21 protein-coding genes are annotated in these 21,666 nt (G+C 71.2%); 9 read left to right on the top strand and 12 right to left on the bottom strand.

Annotation, left to right across the window (positions count from 1 at the left end; all coding sequences use genetic code 11):
• Positions 1-27: 27 nt before the first annotated feature.
• From ACH4UM_RS02080 to ACH4UM_RS02065, 4 genes are all read left to right on the top strand, one after another.
• Entirely contained in the window at positions 28-1,686 is a 1,659-nt protein-coding gene (locus ACH4UM_RS02080; protein WP_398172534.1) for an ATP-binding protein, read from the top strand.
• Positions 1,683-2,288 (top strand): hypothetical protein, encoded by a 606-nt coding sequence (locus tag ACH4UM_RS02075; RefSeq protein WP_398172532.1) that lies wholly within the window; start codon positions 1,683-1,685, stop codon positions 2,286-2,288. Before ACH4UM_RS02080 ends, ACH4UM_RS02075 begins: the two co-directional genes overlap by 4 nt.
• A 94-nt stretch (positions 2,289-2,382) precedes the next feature.
• Positions 2,383-2,964 carry a VanZ family protein gene (locus tag ACH4UM_RS02070; RefSeq protein ID WP_398172530.1) on the top strand — a complete coding sequence of 194 codons (582 nt, stop codon included), beginning with the start codon at positions 2,383-2,385 and terminating at the stop codon, positions 2,962-2,964.
• A gap of 141 nt (positions 2,965-3,105) precedes the next feature.
• Positions 3,106-3,306: a PspC domain-containing protein gene (locus ACH4UM_RS02065; RefSeq protein ID WP_398172528.1), complete on the top strand. Its 201-nt coding sequence runs from the start codon at positions 3,106-3,108 to the stop codon at positions 3,304-3,306.
• A gap of 94 nt (positions 3,307-3,400) precedes the next feature.
• Here the strand turns inward: ACH4UM_RS02065 and ACH4UM_RS02060 are convergent, their stop codons facing one another.
• Entirely contained in the window at positions 3,401-3,751 is a 351-nt protein-coding gene (locus tag ACH4UM_RS02060) for an ATP-binding protein (RefSeq protein ID WP_398172526.1), read from the bottom strand.
• 129 nt (positions 3,752-3,880) lie between these two features.
• Entirely contained in the window at positions 3,881-5,044 is a 1,164-nt protein-coding gene (locus ACH4UM_RS02055; RefSeq protein WP_398172524.1) for an adenosine deaminase, read from the bottom strand.
• A 113-nt stretch (positions 5,045-5,157) separates the two neighbouring features.
• On the opposite strand from ACH4UM_RS02055, the gene ACH4UM_RS02050 reads away from it, so the two are divergent.
• Positions 5,158-5,919 carry an alpha/beta hydrolase gene (locus ACH4UM_RS02050; protein ID WP_398172522.1) on the top strand — a complete coding sequence of 254 codons (762 nt, stop codon included), beginning with the start codon at positions 5,158-5,160 and terminating at the stop codon, positions 5,917-5,919.
• A 35-nt stretch (positions 5,920-5,954) separates the two neighbouring features.
• Here the strand turns inward: ACH4UM_RS02050 and ACH4UM_RS02045 are convergent, their stop codons facing one another.
• Positions 5,955-6,929 carry a LysR substrate-binding domain-containing protein gene (locus ACH4UM_RS02045; protein WP_398172520.1) on the bottom strand — a complete coding sequence of 325 codons (975 nt, stop codon included), beginning with the start codon at positions 6,927-6,929 and terminating at the stop codon, positions 5,955-5,957.
• Positions 6,930-6,992: 63 nt separating this feature from the next.
• Between ACH4UM_RS02045 and ACH4UM_RS02040 the strand changes: the two genes are divergently transcribed.
• Entirely contained in the window at positions 6,993-8,297 is a 1,305-nt protein-coding gene (locus tag ACH4UM_RS02040; protein WP_398172518.1) for an MFS transporter, read from the top strand.
• Between the two features lie 129 nt (positions 8,298-8,426).
• Entirely contained in the window at positions 8,427-9,443 is a 1,017-nt protein-coding gene (locus ACH4UM_RS02035) for a sigma-70 family RNA polymerase sigma factor (protein WP_398172516.1), read from the top strand.
• On the opposite strand, the gene ACH4UM_RS02030 is transcribed toward ACH4UM_RS02035, so the two are convergent.
• A complete protein-coding gene (locus tag ACH4UM_RS02030) occupies positions 9,327-9,671 on the bottom strand; it encodes an STAS domain-containing protein (protein WP_398172514.1) in 345 nt (114 codons plus the stop codon). The genes ACH4UM_RS02035 and ACH4UM_RS02030 overlap by 117 nt on opposite strands.
• A gap of 180 nt (positions 9,672-9,851) precedes the next feature.
• Between ACH4UM_RS02030 and ACH4UM_RS02025 the strand changes: the two genes are divergently transcribed.
• On the top strand, positions 9,852-10,772 hold the full coding sequence (locus tag ACH4UM_RS02025) for an AEC family transporter (protein ID WP_398172512.1): 921 nt from the start codon (positions 9,852-9,854) through the stop codon (positions 10,770-10,772).
• A gap of 186 nt (positions 10,773-10,958) precedes the next feature.
• Here the strand turns inward: ACH4UM_RS02025 and ACH4UM_RS02020 are convergent, their stop codons facing one another.
• The 8 genes from ACH4UM_RS02020 to ACH4UM_RS01985 all read right to left on the bottom strand — a co-directional run bounded on the left by ACH4UM_RS02020 (position 10,959) and on the right by ACH4UM_RS01985 (position 20,876).
• A complete protein-coding gene (locus tag ACH4UM_RS02020) occupies positions 10,959-12,242 on the bottom strand; it encodes a thymidine phosphorylase (RefSeq protein WP_398172510.1) in 1,284 nt (427 codons plus the stop codon).
• A gap of 77 nt (positions 12,243-12,319) precedes the next feature.
• A complete protein-coding gene (locus ACH4UM_RS02015; protein ID WP_398172508.1) occupies positions 12,320-12,724 on the bottom strand; it encodes a cytidine deaminase in 405 nt (134 codons plus the stop codon).
• Positions 12,721-13,983 (bottom strand): ABC transporter permease, encoded by a 1,263-nt coding sequence (locus ACH4UM_RS02010; RefSeq protein WP_398172506.1) that lies wholly within the window; start codon positions 13,981-13,983, stop codon positions 12,721-12,723. The genes ACH4UM_RS02015 and ACH4UM_RS02010 overlap by 4 nt, the downstream gene beginning before the upstream one ends.
• The gene (locus ACH4UM_RS02005; protein ID WP_398172504.1) at positions 13,980-15,110 is read right to left on the bottom strand and encodes an ABC transporter permease; all 1,131 of its coding nucleotides are present in this window, start codon (positions 15,108-15,110) and stop codon (positions 13,980-13,982) included. The genes ACH4UM_RS02010 and ACH4UM_RS02005 overlap by 4 nt, the downstream gene beginning before the upstream one ends.
• Positions 15,107-16,786, bottom strand: coding sequence for an ABC transporter ATP-binding protein (locus ACH4UM_RS02000; protein ID WP_398173570.1), 1,680 nt, complete (start codon positions 16,784-16,786; stop codon positions 15,107-15,109). The genes ACH4UM_RS02005 and ACH4UM_RS02000 overlap by 4 nt, the downstream gene beginning before the upstream one ends.
• A gap of 245 nt (positions 16,787-17,031) precedes the next feature.
• The gene (locus tag ACH4UM_RS01995; RefSeq protein ID WP_398172502.1) at positions 17,032-18,087 is read right to left on the bottom strand and encodes a BMP family protein; all 1,056 of its coding nucleotides are present in this window, start codon (positions 18,085-18,087) and stop codon (positions 17,032-17,034) included.
• A gap of 239 nt (positions 18,088-18,326) precedes the next feature.
• Positions 18,327-19,364, bottom strand: coding sequence for a BMP family protein (locus tag ACH4UM_RS01990; protein ID WP_398172500.1), 1,038 nt, complete (start codon positions 19,362-19,364; stop codon positions 18,327-18,329).
• A gap of 270 nt (positions 19,365-19,634) precedes the next feature.
• On the bottom strand, positions 19,635-20,876 hold the full coding sequence (locus ACH4UM_RS01985; RefSeq protein WP_398172498.1) for an amidohydrolase: 1,242 nt from the start codon (positions 20,874-20,876) through the stop codon (positions 19,635-19,637).
• A gap of 583 nt (positions 20,877-21,459) precedes the next feature.
• On the opposite strand from ACH4UM_RS01985, the gene ACH4UM_RS01980 reads away from it, so the two are divergent.
• Positions 21,460-21,666, top strand: a 207-nt coding sequence (locus ACH4UM_RS01980) for a hypothetical protein (RefSeq protein ID WP_398172496.1), incomplete at its 3' end; no start/stop codon positions are given.

Genomic DNA, 21,666 nt, shown 5'->3' with positions numbered 1-21,666 from the left:
GGGCGGAGAAGCGAACGGTAAGACACTGTGACCGAACAGCAAGGGGGGCTCCGCGGCTGGGCCGCGGAGCGCAAGGGAGCACTGTCCCGGCTGCGGTTCACGAGTCTGCGCCTCAGGCTGGTCGTCGTCTTCGCGCTGGTGGCGCTGACCGCCGCCGTGTCCGCGTCGGGAATCGCCTACTGGCTCAACCGCGAGGCGGTGCTCACCCGCGCCCAGGACGCGGTGCTGCGCGATTTCCAGCAGGAGATGCAGAACCGCGCGGGCGCGCTGCCGGCACACCCGACGCAGGACCAGCTGCAGCGCACGGCCGGCCAGATGGCGGGCAGCAGCCAGCGGTTCAGCGTGCTGCTGGCCGGCCAGGACGCGAGCGGTCACGCGGTCTACGGCAACTCCGGTGGCCTGAGCGGCTTCGAGCTGGAGGACGTGCCCAAGTCGCTGCGCACCGCGGTGAACCGGCAGCAGCTGTTGTCCACGGCCAACAAGTCGCAGTACCACCTGTACTGGCAGCGCGTCGTCGAGCACGGCACGCCGTACCTCGTGGCCGGCACGAAGGTGATCGGGGGCGGCCCGACCGGCTACATGCTCAAGTCGCTGGAGCCGGAGGCCAAGGACCTCAACTCGCTGGCCTGGTCACTGGGGATCGCGACCGGGCTGGCCCTGATCGGCGCCGCGCTCCTGGCCCAGGCCGCCGCCACGACCGTGCTGAAACCGGTGCACCGGCTGGGCGTCGCCGCGCGCCGGCTCGGCGAGGGCAGGCTGGACACCCGGCTCAGGGTGTCCGGCACCGACGAACTCGCCGACCTGTCCCGGACGTTCAACAACGCGGCCGAGGCGCTGGAGAAGCGGGTCGCCGACATGGCCGCCCGCGACGACGCCTCCCGCCGTTTCGTGGCGGACATGAGCCATGAGCTGCGTACACCGCTGACCGCCATCACCGCCGTGACGGAGGTGCTGGAGGAGGAGCTGGAGTCCGAGAGCGGCGGCATCGACCCGATGATCGAGCCCGCGGTCCGGCTCGTGGTCAGCGAGACCCGGCGGCTGAACGACCTGGTCGAGAACCTGATGGAGGTCACCCGCTTCGACGCGGGCACGGCCCGCCTCGTCCTGGACGACGTCGACATCGCCGACCAGATCACCGCCTGCATCGACGCCCGTGCCTGGCTGGACGCGGTGGAGCTGGACGCCGAGCGCGGCCTCCACGCCCGCCTCGACCCGCGCCGGCTGGACGTCATCCTCGCCAACCTCATCGGCAACGCGCTCAAGCACGGCGGCTCGCCGGTGCGGGTGTCGGTCCGGGAGTCGGCAGCGGAGGGGACGAAACCGGCCGAGATCGTCATCCAGGTCCGCGACCACGGGCCGGGCATCCCCGAGGACGTCCTGCCGCACGTCTTCGACCGGTTCTACAAGGCGAGCGCCTCCCGCCCGCGCTCCGAGGGCAGTGGCCTGGGCCTGTCCATCGCGCTGAACAACGCCCACATCCACGGCGGAGACATCACCGCCGCCAACTCCCCGGGCGGCGGCGCGGTGTTCACGCTGCGGCTGCCCCGGGACGCCTCCGACCTGACCGAGGAGACCGCCGAGGGCGGCATGGACAAGGTGCAGGACAAGGGCAAGGGCAAGGGCAAGGGGCAGGACGGGGACCAGGACAAGGGCAAGGGCAACGACTCGAAGGGGGGCGCCCGATGAACGTACGCCGTCTGCTGTGGGCGGTCCCCGCCCTGGGCCTGCTGCTCACCGGCTGCGGGATCCGCCCCACCGAGGTGCCCACCGACTTCGGCGGCGCCCCCTCCAGGGTGCCGTGCTCGCTGTCCCAGCCCGACCTTTCCACGCAGGGCGCGCGCGGCGTGCCCGTGCAGGTGTTCCTGCTCTGCGGCCAGTCGCTGGTGACCGTGGACCGGACGGTACGGGTGCCGGAGGGCACGGGGGACGCGCGCCGGCGCGTGATCGTGGCGCAGGGGCTGCTGGACGAGCTCGCCGCGCCGCCGGCGGTCAGTGAGAAGGCGGCCGGGTACACCACGCACGTCCCCGGCGGCCTGACCGTCACCGGGCCGCACCCCAAGGACCCCGACGACGCCCTCCGGCTGAGCACCGCACCGGCCGGCCTCACACCGTACGCCCTCGCCCAGATCGTGTGCACGCTGTCCGACTCGGCGGCCGCCGAGGGCGACGGGTCGGTGGTCCTCGGCGGGCCCGACGGCTCCCGGCTGCGCCGCTACGAATGCACCGACGAGGTCCGCTCCCGGCCCGGCACCACCGCGCCGCCGTCCACCGAGGTGGCCGCCGCCTGACGACCGGGTGACGGTCGCGTGTGGCACCGGACTCATTGCGGTGCGTGTCGGCTCTCCCGGAACCGATCGTGCCGGGGGCAGCGTCTTGGGGGGCGTGCAGCGTCAAGGCTCCATCGGCGGCAGCGCCGCGATCCGCGTCCGCGTGACAGGGGGTGTCCTCCTCGTCGCCCATCTCGCGCTCGTCGCCTGGCTGACGCTGCGGCCTCTGGACGTCCCCTGGGTGATGCCGGCGAATCTGCGCCCGCTCGCCACCGTCCGGGCCGACCTGGCGCTCGGCTGGCCCGAGGCCGCCCGGCGGATCGGCGCGGGACTCGGGCTGCTCGCCCCGCTCGGCGTCCTGCTGCCCATGGCGCACGGCCGGCTCTGTGCCTCTCCGGCCGCGTCCCTGATCCGTACGGTCGCGGCGGGCGCCCTGATCTCGCTGGGCATCGCCCTGTTGCAGACCGGCGTGCCGGGCCGTGTGACGGACGTCGACACGCTCCTGCTGAACACCGTGGGCGTGGCCGTCGCCCACCTCGCCCTCGTCCCCGCGGCCCGCTCCCGCCTCCGCCGCAGGGCCGAGCGCCGGGACCGTTCGGCCCTGCGGCAGGAGGACGCGGCTCAGGGTCGGACCCCGACGATTCCCAGGGTCGGCATCGCCCCCTGGAGCGACGTTTTGCCCCCTTCGTCTCCGTAACGTGGAGGTCGTCAAAGCGATCTGTCCACCCCGGCGGCCGGCCGGCAGGGGCCCAGCCGGGTCCACTGCTCCCAGGCGCCGGCCACGATTGAACCTCAGGGGCCGTCCGAGAGCGCCCCGAAGGTGAAGGAGTCGAAAGAGATGACCGCCCTTGCCCGCCCGGCCCACGGCCGCGTGATCGGTGGAGTGTGCGCCGCGCTGGCCCGGCGCTTCGGCACCTCCGCGACGACGATGCGTGTGATCTTCCTGCTCTCCTGCCTGCTGCCGGGCCCGCAGTTCGTGGTCTACCTCGCGCTGTGGATCCTGCTGCCCTCCGAGGACAAGGCCCGTACGGCCTGGTGACCGCCGTACGCACAAGGACCGCGTACGCGAACGCCGTCGGGGCGCACCCCGAAGCAACGGGTGTGCCCCGACGGCGGGCCGGCGGCCGTGCGGCTCAGGTCAGCGGGACGCCGTTCACCGGCAGGCCGTGGGTGCCCAGGCCCTGCACCGGCAGACCGCCGAGCAGCCCGACCACCTGCTTGGCCGGGCCGTTCCCGAGGGCGTTCCGGGCGGCCGGCTGCGCGGCGGCGAGCCCCGTCTCGACCGTGGGCCTGGCCTGGTTCAGCGCCTGGCCGGCCGGCAGGGTCCTGGCGACGTTCTCCGTCGGGAGCGCCTGGCTGACCGTGCCCAGCGCCTGACCGGCGTCCGGGACGGCCGGAGCCGCGTTCGCGGCGCCCGCGCCGGCGGCGGCGAAAGCGGCACCGAGGGCGGCGACACCGAGGGTCTTGGCGGCAGACTGCTTCATGGAAATGCGTCCTTGGTGTGGAAGACAGGGAACCGAGCGGTCCACGACCGTAAACATGCCGAGCCGTCGGCCGCAAACATCGAAATGCGGACGGGTTGTGAAGCCCGTCCGCACCCCTGTGTCCCTCGCTCAGCCTTCCGTGACCGAAGAACCGCTGGTGGAGGCGGTCTGCTGAAACAGCCATTCGGATTTCAGCGCCGCATATCCCGGCTTGATCACGTCATTGATCATCGCGAGTCGTTCATCGAAAGGAATGAACGCTGATTTCATCGCATTGACGGAGAACCACTGAATGTCGTCGAGCGTGTAACCGAATGCCTCGACAAGGTGCTCGAATTCCCGGCTCATGCTGGTGTGGGACATCAATCTGTTGTCCGTGTTGACCGTCGCCCGGAAGTGCAGCCGGCGCAGCAGCCCGATCGGGTGGTCGGCGTACGAGGAGGCCGCTCCGGTCTGGAGGTTGGAGCTCGGGCAGAGCTCCAGCGGGATGCGCTTGTCCCGGACGTACGAGGCCAGCCGCCCGAGTTCGACCGTGCCGTCCCCGTGGACCTGGATGTCGTCGATGATGCGCACCCCGTGCCCGAGCCGGTCGGCGCCGCACCACTGCAGGGCCTGCCAGATGGACGGCAGGCCGAACGCCTCGCCGGCGTGGATGGTGAAGTGGTTGTTGGCCCGCTTCAGGTACTCGAAGGCGTCCAGGTGCCGGGTGGGCGGGTAGCCGGCCTCGGCGCCGGCGATGTCGAAGCCGACGACGCCCAGGTCCCGGTAGCGGTCGGCGAGTTCGGCGATCTCCAGGGCGCGGGCCGCGTGCCGCATGGCGGTGAGCAGGGCGCCGACCCGGATGCGCCGGCCGGCCGCCAGGGCGTTCCTCTCCCCCTCCCGGAACCCCTCGTTGACGGCCTCGACGACCTCCTCCAGGCTCAGCCCGCCCTCCAGGTGCTGCTCGGGGGCGTAGCGCACCTCGGCGTAGACGACCCCGTCCGCGGCGAGGTCCTCGGCGCACTCGCGGGCCACCCGGACGAGCGCGTCCCGGGTCTGCATCACGGCGACGGTGTGGGAGAAGGTCTCCAGGTACCGTTCGAGGGAACCGGAGTCGGCGGCCTCGCGGAACCACAGGCCGAGCTTGTCCGGATCGGTGTCGGGGAGCTGGCCGTACCCGGCGTCGCGGGCGAGTTCGACGACGGTCGCGGGGCGCAGCCCGCCGTCGAGGTGGTCGTGCAGCAGAACCTTGGGCGCCCGGCGGATCTGGTCCGAGCTCGGGGTGTTCCCCAGGTGGGCAGTCTGGCTCGTCATTTCCGCACTCTAACGCCTACGCGCGTAGAGCGACCCCTGTACACATCCGTCGATACGTAACGGTGACCGCACGGACGGGTGGCGTACACCACTGCTTCTGACACTGTTCTGTCATGGCACAGCAAGCGATGCCGGTTCGCACGGCCCGGCTGGGGAGGACGCTCGGCCCGGAGCCGGCGGCGGTGAGCGGAGTGGTGCTGCTGCTCCCCGGCGGTGAGGAGGTCTCCGGCCGCAGACCGTCGCCGATGCTGGCGACCGCCTCGGTGCGGGCCCTGGGGCGCCGGCTGGCCCGCGCCGGGCGGGACGAGGGCCTGGCCGCCCACGTGGTGCACTACCGCTACCGCGGCTGGAACGGCAGCGAGGCACATCTGGCCCGCGACGCCACCTGGGCCGTCGAGGAGGTGGTACGGCGCTACGGCGACGTCCCCGTGTGCCTGGCCGGCGTCGGCATGGGCGGACGGGCCGCGCTGCACGCGGGCGGGCACGAGGCCGTCGGCTCCGTGGTGGCGATCGCCCCCTGGCTGCCCGAGGACGACCTGGCCGCCTCGCCCGAACCGGTGAAGCAGCTCGTCGGGCGCCGGGTGCTGATCGTGCACGGCACGAACGACGGGCGGACCGATCCCGAGCTGTCCTTCCGGTACGCGGCACGGGCGAAGAAGGCGAACCGGGACGTGTGCCGGTTCGAAGTGCACGCCGACGGCCACGGGTTGCACCAGTACCGTGACGAAGTCCTCGCGCTCGCCACGGACTTCGTCATGGGAACGCTGTTCTCGAGCGCCTTCTCCCGGCCGGTGCAGGACGCGCTGGCGGCACCGCCGCCGCTGGGGCTGCGGATGCCGCTCGCGGCCGGGTTCGGGAAGTCGTTGCGGCGGTAGGGACCGCGTCCCCCACATGGGGAGCGGGCCACCGCTCAGGCGGGGAGCAGGTTGCCCCGCTTCGACAGCAGGAACTTCTTGAAGGCCGCCACGGGCGCGGTGTCCGGGTGGCCCTCCAGCCAGGCCACACCGATCTCCCGCGCCGCGCGCGGGGCCGTGACCGTCAGTTCGGCCACCCCGGGGCGGGGGACGGCGGGCGGCGGCAGCAGGGCGACCCCGAGGCCCGCCGCGACCAGGCCCCGCAGGGTCTCGGCCTCCTCCCCCTCGAAGGCGATGCGCGGTCTGAAACCGGCCTCACGGCACAGGTCGTCGGTGATGCGGCGCAGGCCGTAGCCGGACTCCAGGGTCACGAAGGTCTCGTCGGCGGCCTCGGCGAGGCGGATTCGCCGGCGGGCGGCGAGAGGGTGGTCGGCGGGCACGACGAGGCGCAGTTTCTGCTCGTCGAGGCGGCGGGCGACGAGGTCAGGGGCGTCCGGGACGGGTGAGGTGAGGCAGAGGTCCAGTTCGCCCGCCCGCAGCCGCTCCAGCATGGCCTCGCCGTAGTTCTGCACAAGGCTGAAGCGGACGCGGGGGTGGTCGGCGCGGAAGGCGTGGATGAGCCCGGGCACGGTCTCGGCGCCCATGGTGTGCAGGAAGCCGAAGGCGACCTTGCCGGTGGCCGGGTCGGCGTCGGCCCGCACCTCGTCGGCGGCCCGCTCGATCTCGGCGAGGGCGCGTTCCACGGAGGTGAGGAAGGTACGGCCGGCGGGCGTCAGGGAGACCGTACGGCCCCGGCGGGCGAAGAGGTCGACGCCGAGGTCCTGTTCCAGGCGCACCATGGCCCGGGACAGGGTGGACTGCGGCACCTGCATCTCCTGCGCGGCGCGGGTGACGTGCTCGGTGCGGGCGACACCGGCGAAGTGGGCGAGGCGGGGCGCGAGCAGCCTGACCACGTCCTCGGTGTCTTTTTGGATGTCTTCTGTGTCACCGGACGGTGACAGGCGTCCTCTTGACCTCTGCTGATGCACCATGGGAACGATTATGGCGAGTTCGTGCATTGGACGGATGAACCATGGGGTTCCTACCTTCGAGGCATGTCTCCCGCCGATACCGGGGCGTCCACCGTCGTGGACGCCGCACGTGCCCTTCCCGCCGCCGCCCCTGCCGTCCCAGCCCTCGGCACCGCCGACTCCCGTATGGCCCCGGGCGGCCCCGGCTACCGCCGGATGAGCCTCGCCCTCTTCCTCGCGGGTGTGGCGACCTTCGCGCTGCTGTACTCCACGCAGGCGCTGCTGCCGCTGATCTCCGGCGAGTTCGGGGTGGCGGCGAGCGAGGCGAGCTGGACGGTGGCCGCGGCGACCGGCGGCCTGGCCCTGTTCGTGCTGCCGATGAGCGCACTGTCGGAGCGTTTCGGGCGGCGCACGGTGATGACGGCCTCGCTGGCGGTCGCGGTGACCGTGGGTCTGCTGGTGCCCTTCGCACCGTCGCTGGGCGCGCTGGTCGTGCTCCGGGCGCTGCAGGGCGCGGCGCTGGCCGGGCTGCCCGCCTCGGCGCAGGCCTATCTGGCGGAGGAGGTCCGGCCAAGAGCCCTGGTCACGGCCATCGGACTGTTCGTGGCCGGGAACAGCGTGGGCGGCATGAGCGGCCGGGTCGTCACCGGCTGGGTGGCCCAGGAGTGGGGCTGGCGGGCCGCCGTGGGAGTCGTCGGGGTGATCGCGGTGCTCTGCGCGGTGGCCTTCCGCCTCCTGCTCCCGGCGCCGAGGCACTTCAAGAGGGGTTCGCTGCGCCCGGGCGTGCTGGCGCGCACGGTCCGCGACCACCTCGCCGACCCGCTGCTGCGCCGGCTGTACGCGATCGGCGCGCTGTTCATGACGGTGTTCGGCGGTGTCTACACCGTGATCGGCTACCGTCTGACCGAGGCGCCCTTCTCGCTCCCGCAGGGCATCATCGGCTCGATCTTCCTGGTGTACCTGGTGGGCACCGTGTCCGCGTCGACGGCCGGCCGGCTGGTCGGCCGCCTCGGCCGCAGGGGCGCCCTGTACCTGGCGGGCGCCACGACGGCGGCGGGCCTGCTGCTGTCCCTGCTGGACTCGGTCGCGCTCGTCCTGCTGGGCCTGGTCCTGATCACGGCGGGCTTCTTCGCCGGTCACGCGGTCGCCTCCTCGGCGGTCAGCAAGACGGCCACCCACGGCCGCGCGCAGGCCTCCGCGCTCTACCAGTCCGCGTACTACATCGGCTCCAGCGCCGGCAGCACGGTAGGTGCCATGGCCTTCCACGCACAGGGCTGGTCCGGGACGGTCGAGGTCGGTCTGCTCGCCGTCCTGGGCGTTGTGACGATCACGCTGCTCGGCTCGCGGGCGGCCCGGGCCGCGGCGCGGCGAAAGCCGCTGACCGCGTAGCGCGTCACCGCCTCCGACCTGCTGTTTTCCTCGCCCCGGGGGCCGTTGTCAGTGGGCTGCGGTAGCTTCCGAAGTGCCGGGCGCGACGACGCGCACCGGACGGAACGGCCACAGGGGCGGGTGGACGCGATGGGCGACGGTACGGCGACGACGCCGGATCTCGACGCGCAGCTGGAGAAGTACCGGGTCGAGCTCACCGGTTACTGCTACCGCATGCTCGGCTCCTCGTTCGAGGCTGAGGACGCGGTCCAGGACACCCTTGTGCGCGCCTGGCGCGGCTACGACAGGTTCGAGGGCCGCTCCAGCCTTCGCTCGTGGCTGTACCGCATCGCGACGAACGTCTGCCTGGACATGCTGACGGCGGGCAGCAAGCGGGCCCGGCCGATGGATCTGACCGAGTCGACGCCGCTGGCCCAGGCGGCGCTGTCCCCCCGGCCGGACAGCACCTGGCTGGAGCCGATGCCGGACGGCCGGGTCCTGCCGACGGTCGAGGACCCTGCGGAGGCGGCCGTCGCCAAGGAGTCCGTACGGCTCGCCTTCATGGCCGCGCTGCAGCAGCTGCCGCCCAAGCAGCGGGCGGTGCTGATCCTGCGCGAGGTGCTGGCCTGGCGGGCGAGCGAGGTCGCCGAACTCCTCGGCACGTCGGTCGCCTCGGTCAACAGCGCCCTGCAGCGGGCCCGCGCGACGCTCGCCGAGCGGAACGACGCCGGCGCGGACGCGGCGGTGTCCGACCCGCTGGACGAGGAGCAGCAAAGACTCCTGGAGCGCTATGTGAAGGCGTTCGAGGGGTACGACATGACGGCGCTGACCGCGCTGCTGCACGAGGACGCGGTCATGACGATGCCGCCGTTCGACCTGTGGCTGACGGGCGCGGCGGACATCACCGGCTTCATGACGACGCTGGGCGCGTCCTGCGCGGGCTCGCGCCTGCTGCCGGTCCGGGCCAACGGGCTGCCCGGTTTCGCCCACTACAAGCCGGACCCGGACCAGGGCGGCTTCTCCGCGTGGGCGGTGCAGGTGCTGGAGTTGTCAGACGGCCGGATCGCCGGGTTCCACTGCTTCCTGGACACCCAGCGCTGGTTCCCGCTGTTCGGGCTGCCCCTCCGTATCGAGGGTGAGGCCGACCAGGGCGAGGAGGGCGTGTAGCCCCGGGTCGGGGTCGCGCAGCCGGATGCGGCCCCCCACCCGCCTGGCGGTGAGCTGCAGCCGCGCCAGCAGGTCGACGGAGCCGAGTCCCGGCGGGCCCAGCCCGCCCACATCGCACACCACGACCCCGGCACGGGTGGCCTCCAGCAGCCGCCGTACGTCGTCGCACAGCCCCGTCGCCTCCTCCCGGGTGACCGGGCCGGCGAGCACGAGCACGGCGGGTGTCATGGCGTCCACGATCGGTAGACCCCCCGGGCGGCCACAACTCATCGAGACCCGGCGCACCTCGGCGGCAGCACCGTAGATCACATTGACCCGCCGCCCTCCTGCCCCGAGGGTTTGCTGTATGCCCCACCGATCAGCACCGCCCTGGATACCCGACGGCCTCCTGCCCGCCGAGGAGGCCGTGTGCAGGGCGTGCTGAGCGGGTTCGCGGTCATCGCCGTCGTCATCGGCGTCGGCTATGTGATCGGGCGCCGGGGTTCGCTCGGCGACCGGGGCGGCGAGGTGCTGACCAGGCTGGCCTTCCATGTGGCCTCCCCGGCGCTGCTGTTCACCACGCTCGCCAGGGCCGACCTGTCGGTGATCTTCTCCAGCCGGCTGCTGGTGACGGCGATGAGCACGGCCGCGGCGGCGGGCGTCTTCGTGGCGTTCGGCGCGGTACGGCGCTGGGGCGTGGGCCGCACCACGATCGGCGCCCTGTGCTCCAGCTACGTCAACTCCGGCAACCTCGGCATCCCGATCGCGGTGTACGTCCTGGGCGACGCGTCCCTGGTGGCCCCGGTCCTGCTGTTCCAGCAGATCATGGTCACACCGATCGCGCTGACGGTCCTGGACCTGTCCGGCACCGGCGAGAAGGGCCCGCTGTGGCAGCGCATGCTCGCACCGCTGCGCAACCCGATCGCGGTGGGCTCGCTGAGCGGGGTCCTGGTGTCGGCGACCGGCTTGGAGGTCCCCGGCCCGGTCATGGACCCGCTGACCCTGATCGGCAACATGTCCGTTCCGGCCGTCCTGCTGGCCTTCGGCATCTCCCTGCACGGCAGCACAGCCCCCGGCCGGGGCCGCGACCGTCACCTGGTCCTGCTGTCCGTGGCCCTGAAGTCGGTGGGCCAGCCGCTGGCCGCCTGGGCGCTGGCGTCAGCTGTCTTCGGCCTGCGCGGTGCCCCGCTCCTGGACGTGGTGGTGACCTCGGCCCTCCCCGCCGCGCAGAACCTGTTCACCTACGCGAGCCGCTACCGGGTGGGCGAGTCGCTGGCCCGCGAGGCCATCCTGCTGTCGACGATCCTGTCGGTGCCGGTGCTGGTATCGGTTGCGGCGTTGCTGGGGTGACGGGGCGTCAGTCAACCGGGAATTCGCTGGTGCCGATCACGAGGTCGTCCCAGCTCTGCTCGGGATCCTGGCCGACGGTGAGTGCACCCATGGCGGTCTCCCATCGGTGCGTCACCGGTCCCAGCACGCCGAACGGGACCGGCGGCGGTCCACCGGTCCCGTTCACCCGTACGGGGAAACCGCAGGTCAGGCGATACGTTCCAGCACCACCGGGGACGCCGTGAAGTCGGTGTCGGCCGCCGCGATGTCGTAGCAGCCCTCCACCGCCCGGAGCGCGTACTCGAAGCGCTCGGGTGTGTCGGTGTGGAGGGTGAGGAGGGGCTGGCCCGCCGTCACCGTGTCGCCCGGCTTGGCGTGGAGCTCCACACCCGCGCCCGCCTGGACCGGGTCCTCCTTGCGGGCGCGGCCGGCGCCCAGGCGCCAGGCGGCGATGCCGATGCCGTAGGCGTCCAGGCGGGTCAGGACGCCGGAGGAGGCGGCCTTGACCACGTGCTGCTCCTTGGACGTGGGCAGGGGCGCGTCCGGGTCGCCGCCCTGGGCCGCGATCATGCGGCGCCAGACGTCCATCGCCGAGCCGTCGGCCAGGGCCTTGGCCGGGTCGGCGTCCTTCACGCCCGCCGCGTCCAGCATCTCCCGCGCCAGCGCCAGCGTCAGTTCGACCACGTCCGCCGGGCCGCCGCCCGCCAGGACCTCCACCGACTCGCGGACCTCCAGCGCGTTGCCGGCCGTCAGACCGAGCGGCGTCGACATGTCCGTCAGGAGCGCGACCGTCTTCACGCCGTGGTCGGTGCCCAGGCCGACCATCGTGGACGCCAGCTCCCGCGCGTCCTCGATCGTCTTCATGAAGGCGCCCGTGCCGACCTTCACGTCCAGCACCAGCGAGCCGGTGCCCTCGGCGATCTTCTTCGACATGATCGAGGAGGCGATCAGCGGGATCGCCTCGACGGTGCCGGTCACGTCGCGCAGCGCGTACAGCTTCTTGTCCGCGGGTGCCAGGCCGTCGCCCGCCGCGCAGATCACCGCGCCTGTGCTGTCCAGGACGTGCAGCATCTCCTCGTTGGACAGCAGCGCGCGCCAGCCGGGGATCGACTCCAGCTTGTCCAGCGTGCCCCCGGTGTGGCCGAGGCCGCGGCCCGACAGCTGCGGGACGGCCGCGCCGCAGGCGGCGACCAGCGGGGCCAGCGGCAGGGTGATCTTGTCGCCGACGCCGCCCGTGGAGTGCTTGTCCGCGGTCGGGCGGGACAGCGAGGAGAAGTCCATGCGCTCGCCGGAGGCGATCATCGCGGCGGTCCAGCGGGCGATCTCGCGGCGGTTCATGCCGTTGAGCAGGATGGCCATCGCGAGCGCGGACATCTGCTCGTCGGCGACCTCCCCGCGGGTGTACGCGTCGATGACCCAGTCGATCTGCTCGTCGCTGAGCTCACCGCGGTCCCGCTTGGTGCGGATGACGGAGATGGCGTCCATGGCCATGGGGTTCGGTTCCTTCCGGGGTGCGAAGGGGTGCGGCCCCCCTGGGCCGCTTCGGGCTCAGGGGGGCCGCACGGGCGTTACGTGGTGAGATTGTCCGGACCGAAGGCCTGCGGCAGCATCTGGGACAGCGGCAGGATCCCCGCCGGGGTCTCCAGCAGCAGGTTCGGCCCGCCGAACTCGTACAGCAGCTGGCGGCAGCGGCCGCACGGCACGAGGATCTCGCCGTGGCCGTCCACGCAGGTGAAGTGGGTCAGCCGCCCGCCGCCGCTGTTCTGCAGCTGGGAGACAAGACCGCACTCGGCGCACAGGCCGAGCCCGTACGAGGCGTTCTCGACGTTGCAGCCGGTGACGATCCGTCCGTCGTCGACCAGGGCCGCGACGCCGACCGGGTAACCCGAGTAGGGGGCGTAGGCGCGGGACATCGCCGCGCGGGCCTCCTCGCGCAGTGCCGCCCAGTCGGCCGTCGTCGCGTCCGAGCTCACTTGCCCTGTCCCTTCCGGTACGGCAGGCCGTCCGCCTTCGGCATCCGCAGGTGCTGCGCGGACAGCGACAGCACCAGCAGGGTGACGATGTACGGGGTCGCCGTAACGACCTGCTTCGGTACGTCGCTGGTGCCGGCGTACCAGGCGAACATCAGGGCCGAGACCACGGCGGTGATGACGGCCGGGACGACCTTCTTCTTCCACGCCAGGTACGCCGCCCCGAACACCAGCAGGATCGCCAGCAGCAGGATCAGTGCGTGCACGTTGGTGGTGCCGCCGCGCAGATTCAGGCTGTCGGTGTAACCGAACAGGCCCGCGCCGAGGGCGAGACCGCCCGGCATCCAGTTGCCGAAGATCATCGCGGCGAGACCGATGTAGCCGCGGCCGGCGGTCTGGCCGTCGAGGTAGACGTTGGAGGCCACGATGGACAGGAACGCGCCGCCCAGGCCCGCGAAACCACCGGAGATGATCACGGCGATGTACTTGTACTTGTAGACGTTGACGCCGAGCGACTCGGCCGCCACGGGGTTCTCGCCGCAGGAGCGCAGCCGCAGCCCGAAGGCAGTGCGCCACAGCACCCACCAGGACAGGGGTACGAGGGCGACGGCGATGACGGTCAGCGGCGACAGGTCGGTGATCAGACCGCCGACCAGGCCGGCGATGTCGGAGACCAGGAACCAGTGCTTGTTGTTCAGCGTGTCCAGCCAGCTCGACAGGCCGGGGATGTCGAAGGTGCCCAGCGAGTCGATCGGCGGGGACTGCTTGGAGGAGCCCTGCGGGGCGTTCTCGAAGGTGAACTTCGACAGGTAGCGGGTGGTGCCGAGGGCCAGGATGTTGATCGCCACACCGGAGACGATGTGGTTGACGTTGAAGGTCACCGTGGCGATGGCGTGCAGCACCGCGCCGAGCGCGCCGCCGACGATGCCGAAGAGCACGCCGGTCCACGGGCCCCACTGGTAGCCGGCCCAGGCGCCGAACCAGGTGCCGAGGATCATCATGCCCTCGAGGCCGATGTTGACGACGCCGGAGCGCTCGGACCACAGACCGCCGAGGCCGGCGAGGCCGATCGGGACGGCCAGCCGCAGCGCGGTGGACATCTGCCCGGTCGAGGTGATGCCGTCCGCGCCGGTGATCAGGCGGACGATCGAGGTCAGCACCAGCACGCCCGCGATGATCAGCAGGAGTACCGGGAGGGAGACGCGGCGGCCGCCCCTGCCGGGCTTCTTGGCCTGCGGCTTGGCGATGGTCGCGGTGGTCATCGGGCCGCCACCTCATTCTTCTCGGAGTTGTTCTGGGCGGCGGCGGCGGCGAGCTCGGCGCCGACCCGCTTCTGCTGGCGGCGCAGGCCCCACTGCCGTACGGCCTCGTAGGAGATGACGACCGCGAAGACGATCAGGCCCTGCATGATCGTGGCGATCTCCTTCTCGTACGCCACCGGGGTCGCGTAGTCGAGGGCGGGAGAGGCCTTGTCGAGGAAGGCGATCAGGAGGGCGGCGAACGCTATGCCGACCGGGTTGTTGCGGCCGAGCAGGGCGATGGTGATGCCGGTGAAGCCCAGGCCGGTGGGGAAGCTCAGGCTGTAGGTGTGGGAGTCGCCGAGCAGCAGGGGCAGGCCGGACAGGCCCGCGACCGCGCCGGAGATCAGCATGGCGGTGAGCACCATCTTCTTGGCGTCGACGCCGGAGGCCGCGGCGGCGGTCTCCGAAGCGCCGGTGGCGCGCAGGTCGAAGCCGAAGCGGGTGCGGTTGAGGACGATCCAGTAGAGGATGCCCATGGCGATCGCGAGGAAGACCAGGCCGTAGATCTCGCCGACGTCCGGGCCGAGGTCGATGCCCGGGAACCAGCCGGACTTCCGCATGATGCCGGTCGTCATGTTGTTGCCGACCTGCACGCCCCACACGTTGGACAGGGTCAGGTAGCCGATGACGCTGGTGGCGATGGCGTTGAGCATGATCGTGGCGACGACCTCGCTCACGCCCCGGGTGACCTTCAGGACGCCCGCGATGCCGGCCCAGAAGGCGCCGGTGAGCATGCCGACGAGCAGCAGCAGCGGGATCTGCAGGAAGGACGGCAGGGCGATGTTGGCGCCGACCACGGCCGTCATCATCGCGGCGAGCCGGTACTGGCCGTCGACGCCGATGTTGAACAGGTTCATGCGGAAGCCGACGGCCACCGCGAGCGCCGCCAGGTAGTACATCGACGCCTGGTTGATGATCAGCACCTGGACGTCGGAGTACGACGCCTGCTGGAGCATCAGCGTGTACGGCTCGATCGGGCTCTTGCCCGAGGCGATCAGCACGACCGAGGTCAGCAGGATCGCCGCGACGAGCGCGATGACCGGGCCGGCCACCGCGAGGAGCACCCGCTCCTTGTCGAACTTCTTCATCGGGCCTCGTCCTCCGGACCGGCGTTGTCGTCGCCCTCTGCGGCGTTCTCTACGTGTTCCAGGTGACCGGACGCGGCACCCGTCATGGCCGAGCCCAGTTGCTCGGGGGTGATGGCGGCCGGGTCGGCGTCGGCGACCAGCCGGCCGTTGTAGATCACCCGGAGGGTGTCGGACAGGCCGATCAGCTCGTCCAGGTCGGCCGAGATCAGCAGTACGGCCAGTCCCTCGCGGCGGGCGTCGCGGATGTGGTCCCAGATCGCGGCCTGCGCGCCGACGTCCACACCGCGGGTGGGGTGCGCGGCGATCAGGAACTTCGGCTGGTGGCTCATCTCGCGGCCGACGATCAGCTTCTGCTGGTTGCCGCCGGACAGGGAGGCGGCGGTCACGTCGATGCCGGGGGTGCGGACGTCGTAGTCCTCGACGATCCGGCGGGTGTCGTCCTGGGCGCCCTTGATGTCGAGCCAGAAGCCCTTGGCGTTGGGACGCTCGGTGACGTGGCCGAGTATGCGGTTCTCCCACAGCGGGGCCTCGAGGAGCAGGCCGTGGCGGTGGCGGTCCTCGGGGATGTAGCCGATGCCCTGCTCGCGCCGCTTGCGGGTGGCCCAGGGGGTGATGTCCTTCCCGAGGAAGGCGATGGAGCCCGAGTCGGCGCTCTTGAGGCCGATCAGCGCCTCGATGAGCTCGGTCTGGCCGTTGCCCTCGACGCCGGCGATGCCCATGACCTCGCCCGCGTGGATGGTGAAGGTGACGTCGTCGAGGACACGGCGCACCCCGTCGGCCTCGGCCAGCTCCTCGGTGAGCAGACCGGTGCCCGCGGGCTCGGAGAGCTCGCCCAGAGAGGCGCCACCGCTCGCGAAGACCGTCAGGCCCTTGACCTCGATCACCGGCTTGTCCGTGACCGTCGACTCCGCGGTCTCCGGGGTGGGCAGCTCGCTGCCGACCATCATCTCGGCGAGCTGGCGCGGGGTGGTCTCGGACGGCACGGCGGTGCCCACCGTCGTACCGCGGCGGATGACGGTGATCTCGTCGGCCACCGACAGGACCTCGCCCAGCTTGTGGGAGATGAAGATGACCGACAGGCCCTCGGACTTCAGCTCGCGCAGGTTGGCGAAGAGCGCGTCGACCTCCTGCGGGACGAGCACGGCGGTGGGCTCGTCGAGGATCAGGGTCCGGGCGCCGCGGTAGAGGACCTTGAGGATCTCCACGCGCTGGCGGTCGGCCACGCCGAGGTTCTCGACCAGGGCGTCCGGGCGGACGCCGAGGCCGTACCGGTCGGAGATCTCCTTGATCTTCTTGCGGGCACCGCCGCCGATGCCGTAGAGCTTCTCGCTGCCGAGGACGACGTTCTCGAGCACGGTCAGGTTGTCGGCCAGCATGAAGTGCTGGTGGACCATGCCGATGCCGCGGACGATGGCGTCGGCGGGGCTGCCGAAGGAGACCTGCTCGCCGTCGACCGCGATGGTGCCCTCGTCCGGCTTCTGCATGCCGTAGAGGATCTTCATCAGGGTCGACTTGCCGGCGCCGTTCTCGCCGACGAGGGCGTGCACGGTGCCCTTGCGGACCGCCAGATGGATGTCGTGGTTGGCCACGACTCCGGGGAATCGCTTGGTGATGCCCGCGAGCTCGACCGCGACTGTCGACTGAGCGGTGAGCGGAGGGCTGCTGGACGCGTCGATGGCGCACTCTCCTCGGGAAAGGGGCCACTCTACGCGCGTAGCGCCCCTGCTTTAAATAGTGCCCGGACCTGATCGATCTTGAATTTCTTCCGATCCGTTCCGAGCATTCTGCCGCGCGAACGGGGTGCGAGTTCGGTCATGCTCCTCGCACCCCGTTCCGTCGCCGTAACGCTGCCATTGCAGCGCTCTTTTGGCCATGCCCCGGGCGGCCTCACGACCGGCCCGACCGGCCCACGACCGTCAGGTCAGGAGGTCTTGACCTTGATGGTGCCGTTCTTGATGCCGTCCTCGGCCTTCTTGAGCGCGGCCTGCAGGTCGGCGTTGTTCTTGAAGACGGGGTTGGAGCCGGCGAGGCTGACGCCGCCGTTGGACAGCGAGCCGCGGATCTCACCGCTGAGCGGCTTCTTGTCCTTGATGACCGACTGGGCGAGGTCGTAGACCGCACCCGAGACGTTCTTCAGGGCCGAGGTGAGGATGTAGTCCTTGTACTTCGACAGCGCGCTCTGGGCGTACTGGTCGGAGTCGACGCCGATGGCCCACACCTTGTGCGCGGCGGCGGCCTTGATGACGCCCTGACCGGACAGGCCGGCCGCGTGGTAGACGACGTCCGCACCGGCGTCGATCTGGCCGTTGGCGGCGCTCTCACCCTTGTCCGGGCTGGCGAAGCCACCCTCCTGCGGCGTCTGGGTCAGGTACTGCTTCTCGATCTTGATCTTCGGGTTGACCGACTGGGCGCCCTGGACGAAGCCCGCCTCGAACTTGTGGATCAGCGGGATGTCGACACCGCCGATGAACCCGATGTGGTTCTTCTTGGTGGTCTTGGCGGCGGCGACACCGGCGAGGTAGGAGGACTCCTCCTCGTGGAAGACCAGGTCGGCGACGTTGTTCGCCTTGATGGTGTTGTCGTCGATGATACCGAAGGTCACCTTCGGGAACTTGGCGGCGACCTCCTTGACGGCCGGCGCGTACACGAAGCCGACGCCGATGACGGGGTTGTAGCCCGACTTGGCGAGCGTCTCCAGGCGCTGCACCTTGTCGGCGTCCGTCTCGCCGTCCTGCGGCTCGACGTCGCGGCCGCCGACGCCGAAGTCCTTCTCGGCCTTCTGGAAACCGGCGTACGCGGCGTCGTTGAAGGACTGGTCGCCCTTGCCGCCGATGTCGTACGCGAGGCCTATGCCCTTGGACTTTCCGCCGCTGCCGCCGGCGGACGAGGAGGTGGACGAGCTGCCACAGGCGGAAACAGTGACGGCGAGAGCTGCGGTTGCAACGCCTGCAACCGCGATACGGGACACCCGGCGCATGGAACGAGACTCCTTTGTGCAAGCGCCCAAACCAGGCGCTGGTTCCGCCGCAGCGTAACGCGCGTAGACCTGGCGGAAAACCCCTTCTGTCCGCTCCGTTACCGAGCTGTGGCCACACTCACGGTCCACCCTCACGGACAGCAGTACGCCCCTTGCGGAAGGCAAGGGGCGTACGGGCAGAAGGGTGCCCGGACGGCCCTGTCGGGGCGTCGCGGGACCCGCCCCGGACGGGCGGTCGGTCACTTGGTGGTGGTGTTGACGGTGACCTTGCCGTCGATGATGTCCTGCTTGGCCTTCTGGACGGCGGCGACGACGTCCTTCATGGCCTGGTACTTCGGGTTGGAGTCGGCGAAGCCCACACCGCCCGACTTCAGGTCGCCGCGCACCTCGCCGGTCAGCGGCTTGCCCTCGACCACGGACTTGGTGAGGTCGTACACCGCGCCGCCGACGTTCTTCAGCGCCGAGCCGAGGATGTAGTCCTTGTACTTGGCGAGGGACGACTGCTTGTACTGGTCGGAGTCGACGCCGATGGCCCACACCTTGTGCTCGGCCGCGGACTGGATGACGCCCTGGCCGGACAGGCCGGCCGCGTGGTAGATGACGTCCGCGCCCGCCTCGATCTGGCCGTTGGCCGCGTCCTTGCCCTTGTCGGGGCTGGAGAAGCCGCCCTCCTGCGGGGTCTGCGTCAGGTACTGCGACTCGATCTTGATCTTCGGGTTCACGGACCGGGCGCCCTGGTCGAAGCCGGCCTCGAACTTGTGGATCAGCGGGATGTCCACGCCGCCGATGAAGCCGATGTGGTTCTTCTTGGTGGTCTTGGCCGCCGCGACGCCCGCCAGGTACGACGACTGCTCCTCGTGGAAGACCAGGTCGGCGACGTTGTTCGCCTTGACGGTGTTGTCGTCGATGATGCCGAAGGAGGTCTTCGGGAACTTCGCCGCGACCTCCTTGACGGCCGGCGCGTACACGAAGCCGACGCCTATGACGGGGTTGTAGCCGGCCTTGGCGAGCTGTTCGAGGCGCTGCACCTTGTCGGCGCTGGACTCGTTGTCGTTCGGCTCGACGTCCCGGCCGCCGATCTTGAACTCCTGCTCGGCCTTCTGGAAACCGGCGAAGGCGGCGTCGTTGAAGGACTGGTCGCCCTTGCCACCGATGTCGTAGGCCAGGCCGATGCCCTTGCCCGAGTACTTTCCGGACTCCGAGGAGCCGCTGCCGGTCGACTCGTTGCTGGACTTGCCGCACCCGGCGGCCGCGAGTGCGATGACCGCTACGGTCACCGCGGCTTGGGAGAACCTGGTCCTCCGGGAATTCAGACGCACAGCAAGCACCCCTTCTTGCCCACGGCACCGTCGCCGGCCCGCTTCCCCACGCCACCTCTGGCGGCGATTCCGCGCACAGTAACGCGCGTAGAAGTACAGGGGAACGGGGTTTCTCGGGGCCGTTACCGAACCGTGCCGACAGCGGGTTACGTTTGCCCGCCGCCGATTACGGCCGGGTGACACAAGCGGACGAAGGGGCACTGATCAGGCGCCCCTTCCCAGCATGCCTCAGCGCACGGGATGCAGCAGAGCGGCGGCGGTGAACAGTTCCACGCCGACCGCGATGGCGGCCTCGTCGGCGTCGAAGTCGCCCTGGTGCAGATCGCGCACGGTCCGCTCGCCGGGCGTGCGGACCCCGAGCCTGGCCATGGCGCCGGGCACGTGCTCCAGATACCAGGAGAAGTCCTCGCCGCCGAGGCTCTGCTCGGTACCCTCGACGGAGGCCGCGCCGCGCCGCGCCACCATGGCGTCGCGCAGCAGTTCGGTCACCTCCGGTTCGTTGACGACCGGGGGCACTCCGCGGACGTAGTTGATCTCCGACTTGGCCTTGTGCAGGTTGGCGACCTCGTCGATCGCGGCGACCACGATGTCGGGTGCCTGCCGCCAGGCGTGGATGTCCAGGCAGCGCACGGTCCCGGAGAGCTCGGCGTGCTGCGGGATGACGTTCGGGGCGTGCCCGGACTCGATCCGGCCCCAGGTCACGGCGAGCCCGGCGCGGGTGTCGACCCGCCGGCCGACCAGCGCGGGCACGTCGGTGACGACCCGGGCGACGGCGGTGACGAGGTCCGTGGTCAGGTGCGGCCGGGCGGTGTGGCCGCCGGGGCCGTCCAGCGAGACCTCGAGCCGGTCGCAGGCGGAGGTGATGGGCCCCTGCCGCAGCCCGATCCGGCCGGCGTCCACCCGGGGGTCGCAGTGCACGGCGATGATCCGCCCCACCCCGTTCAGGACCCCGCTCTTGATGGCCTCGGCGGCGCCCCCGGGGAGCACCTCCTCGGCGGGCTGGAAGACCAGCCGTACCGGCCGGGGCAGCAGCCCCTGCCGGTGCAGGTCGGCGAGGACCAGGCCGGCCCCGAGCACGACGGTCGTGTGCACGTCGTGGCCGCAGGCGTGGGCACGGTCGGGCACGGTGGAGCGGTACGGGATCTCGCTCTTGGTGTCCGGGATGGGCAGCGCGTCGATGTCGGCGCGCAGCGCGAGGATGCCCGGCGCGCCGGTCCCGCCGGTCCCGCCCTCGGCGTCCACACCGATGTCACAGACGAGCCCGGTCCCGGAGGGGAGTACCCGCGGCGCGAGCCCGGCCTTCTCCAGCCGCGCCTTGATCGCGGCGGTGGTGCGGAACTCCTGGTTGCCGAGCTCCGGGTGCATGTGAAGGTCGCGCCGGAACACGACGAGCTCGGCGAACAGCGCCTCCGGCAGGGTGCCGGGCAGGGCGGCTTCCGCGGGGGTATCGGCCTCGGAGTCTGGCGACATCAGTGCTTTCACCCTCTGAAGGGTAGGACGCCCGGACGGTCAACTGACCCTCGATCAACAAAAGTTCAGCCCGTTAGGGGAAGAAAACCTGGCCGTCCGACGCATAGGTATCGGCTGGGATGGGTACACTCGCCCGCCTTGGCCGGCCGAGTGGATCATGGGATCCCCGGGAGAGTGATCCTGGCCACATCCCTGACACCCGTCCCACTTGTTGTCACCTCCACGCATACCACGCCGGGCACCACCCACGCCCGAAATGTTCACCTGTCGGACGCATGGGGGGCAGCTGCGGCTGGTGTCCCGTTCGGGCGGGCCCACCACCGGAGGCGCCTCCCGGCGGCTCCGTACCTGGGGCCTCCGTACCTGGGGCCTCCGTACAGGGGGCGGCTCCGCATCGGGCGCGTCCGTACCGGGCGCCTCGGCACCGGGCGGACGGCCCCGCAAAGGAGCGGGCCGCAAGGAAGCGGGCCGGAGGTGACCGCCCCGCACGGGAGCCGGCCCGCACCGCAGTAGGCCGTCGGCCGGGCACAGACCTTCAGCCAGTGCGCGGGCGGTGGCGCGGGCCGTCAGCCAGGCACAGACCGTGGCGCGAGCCGTCGGCCGGGCACAGACCGCGGCGCGAGCCGTCGGCCGGGCACAGACCGCGGCACAGGCCGTCAGCCAGGCACAGACCGCGGCACAGGCCGTCAGCCAGGCACAGACCGCGGCACAGGCCGTCAGCCAGGCACAGACCGCGGCACAGGCCGTCAGCCAGGCACAGACCGCGGCACAGGCCGTCAGCCAGGCACAG

It is taken from the genome of Streptomyces sp. NPDC020801, from assembly GCF_044334385.1.
Taxonomy (GTDB): Bacteria; Actinomycetota; Actinomycetes; order Streptomycetales; family Streptomycetaceae; genus Streptomyces.
The sequence above is the reverse complement of the archived record's forward strand: the minus strand, read 5'-3'. Positions and strand labels throughout refer to the sequence as shown.

Excerpts from the sequence above, each read along its gene's own strand:
- ACH4UM_RS02035 (WP_398172516.1), top strand. The coding sequence starts at position 8,427 with ATGGGCGACGGTACGGCGACGACGCCGGATCTCGACGCGCAGCTGGAG.
- ACH4UM_RS02075 (WP_398172532.1), top strand. The coding sequence starts at position 1,683 with ATGAACGTACGCCGTCTGCTGTGGGCGGTCCCCGCCCTGGGCCTGCTG.
- ACH4UM_RS02040 (WP_398172518.1), top strand. The coding sequence starts at position 6,993 with ATGTCTCCCGCCGATACCGGGGCGTCCACCGTCGTGGACGCCGCACGT.
- ACH4UM_RS02055 (WP_398172524.1), bottom strand. The coding sequence starts at position 5,044 with ATGACGAGCCAGACTGCCCACCTGGGGAACACCCCGAGCTCGGACCAG.
- ACH4UM_RS02005 (WP_398172504.1), bottom strand. The coding sequence starts at position 15,110 with ATGAAGAAGTTCGACAAGGAGCGGGTGCTCCTCGCGGTGGCCGGCCCG.
- ACH4UM_RS01985 (WP_398172498.1), bottom strand. The coding sequence starts at position 20,876 with ATGTCGCCAGACTCCGAGGCCGATACCCCCGCGGAAGCCGCCCTGCCC.
- ACH4UM_RS02020 (WP_398172510.1), bottom strand. The coding sequence starts at position 12,242 with ATGGCCATGGACGCCATCTCCGTCATCCGCACCAAGCGGGACCGCGGT.
- ACH4UM_RS02050 (WP_398172522.1), top strand. The coding sequence starts at position 5,158 with ATGGCACAGCAAGCGATGCCGGTTCGCACGGCCCGGCTGGGGAGGACG.
- ACH4UM_RS02065 (WP_398172528.1), top strand. The coding sequence starts at position 3,106 with ATGACCGCCCTTGCCCGCCCGGCCCACGGCCGCGTGATCGGTGGAGTG.
- ACH4UM_RS02010 (WP_398172506.1), bottom strand. The coding sequence starts at position 13,983 with ATGACCACCGCGACCATCGCCAAGCCGCAGGCCAAGAAGCCCGGCAGG.
- ACH4UM_RS02060 (WP_398172526.1), bottom strand. The coding sequence starts at position 3,751 with ATGAAGCAGTCTGCCGCCAAGACCCTCGGTGTCGCCGCCCTCGGTGCC.
- ACH4UM_RS02045 (WP_398172520.1), bottom strand. The coding sequence starts at position 6,929 with ATGGTGCATCAGCAGAGGTCAAGAGGACGCCTGTCACCGTCCGGTGAC.
- ACH4UM_RS02030 (WP_398172514.1), bottom strand. The coding sequence starts at position 9,671 with ATGACACCCGCCGTGCTCGTGCTCGCCGGCCCGGTCACCCGGGAGGAG.
- ACH4UM_RS01995 (WP_398172502.1), bottom strand. The coding sequence starts at position 18,087 with ATGCGCCGGGTGTCCCGTATCGCGGTTGCAGGCGTTGCAACCGCAGCT.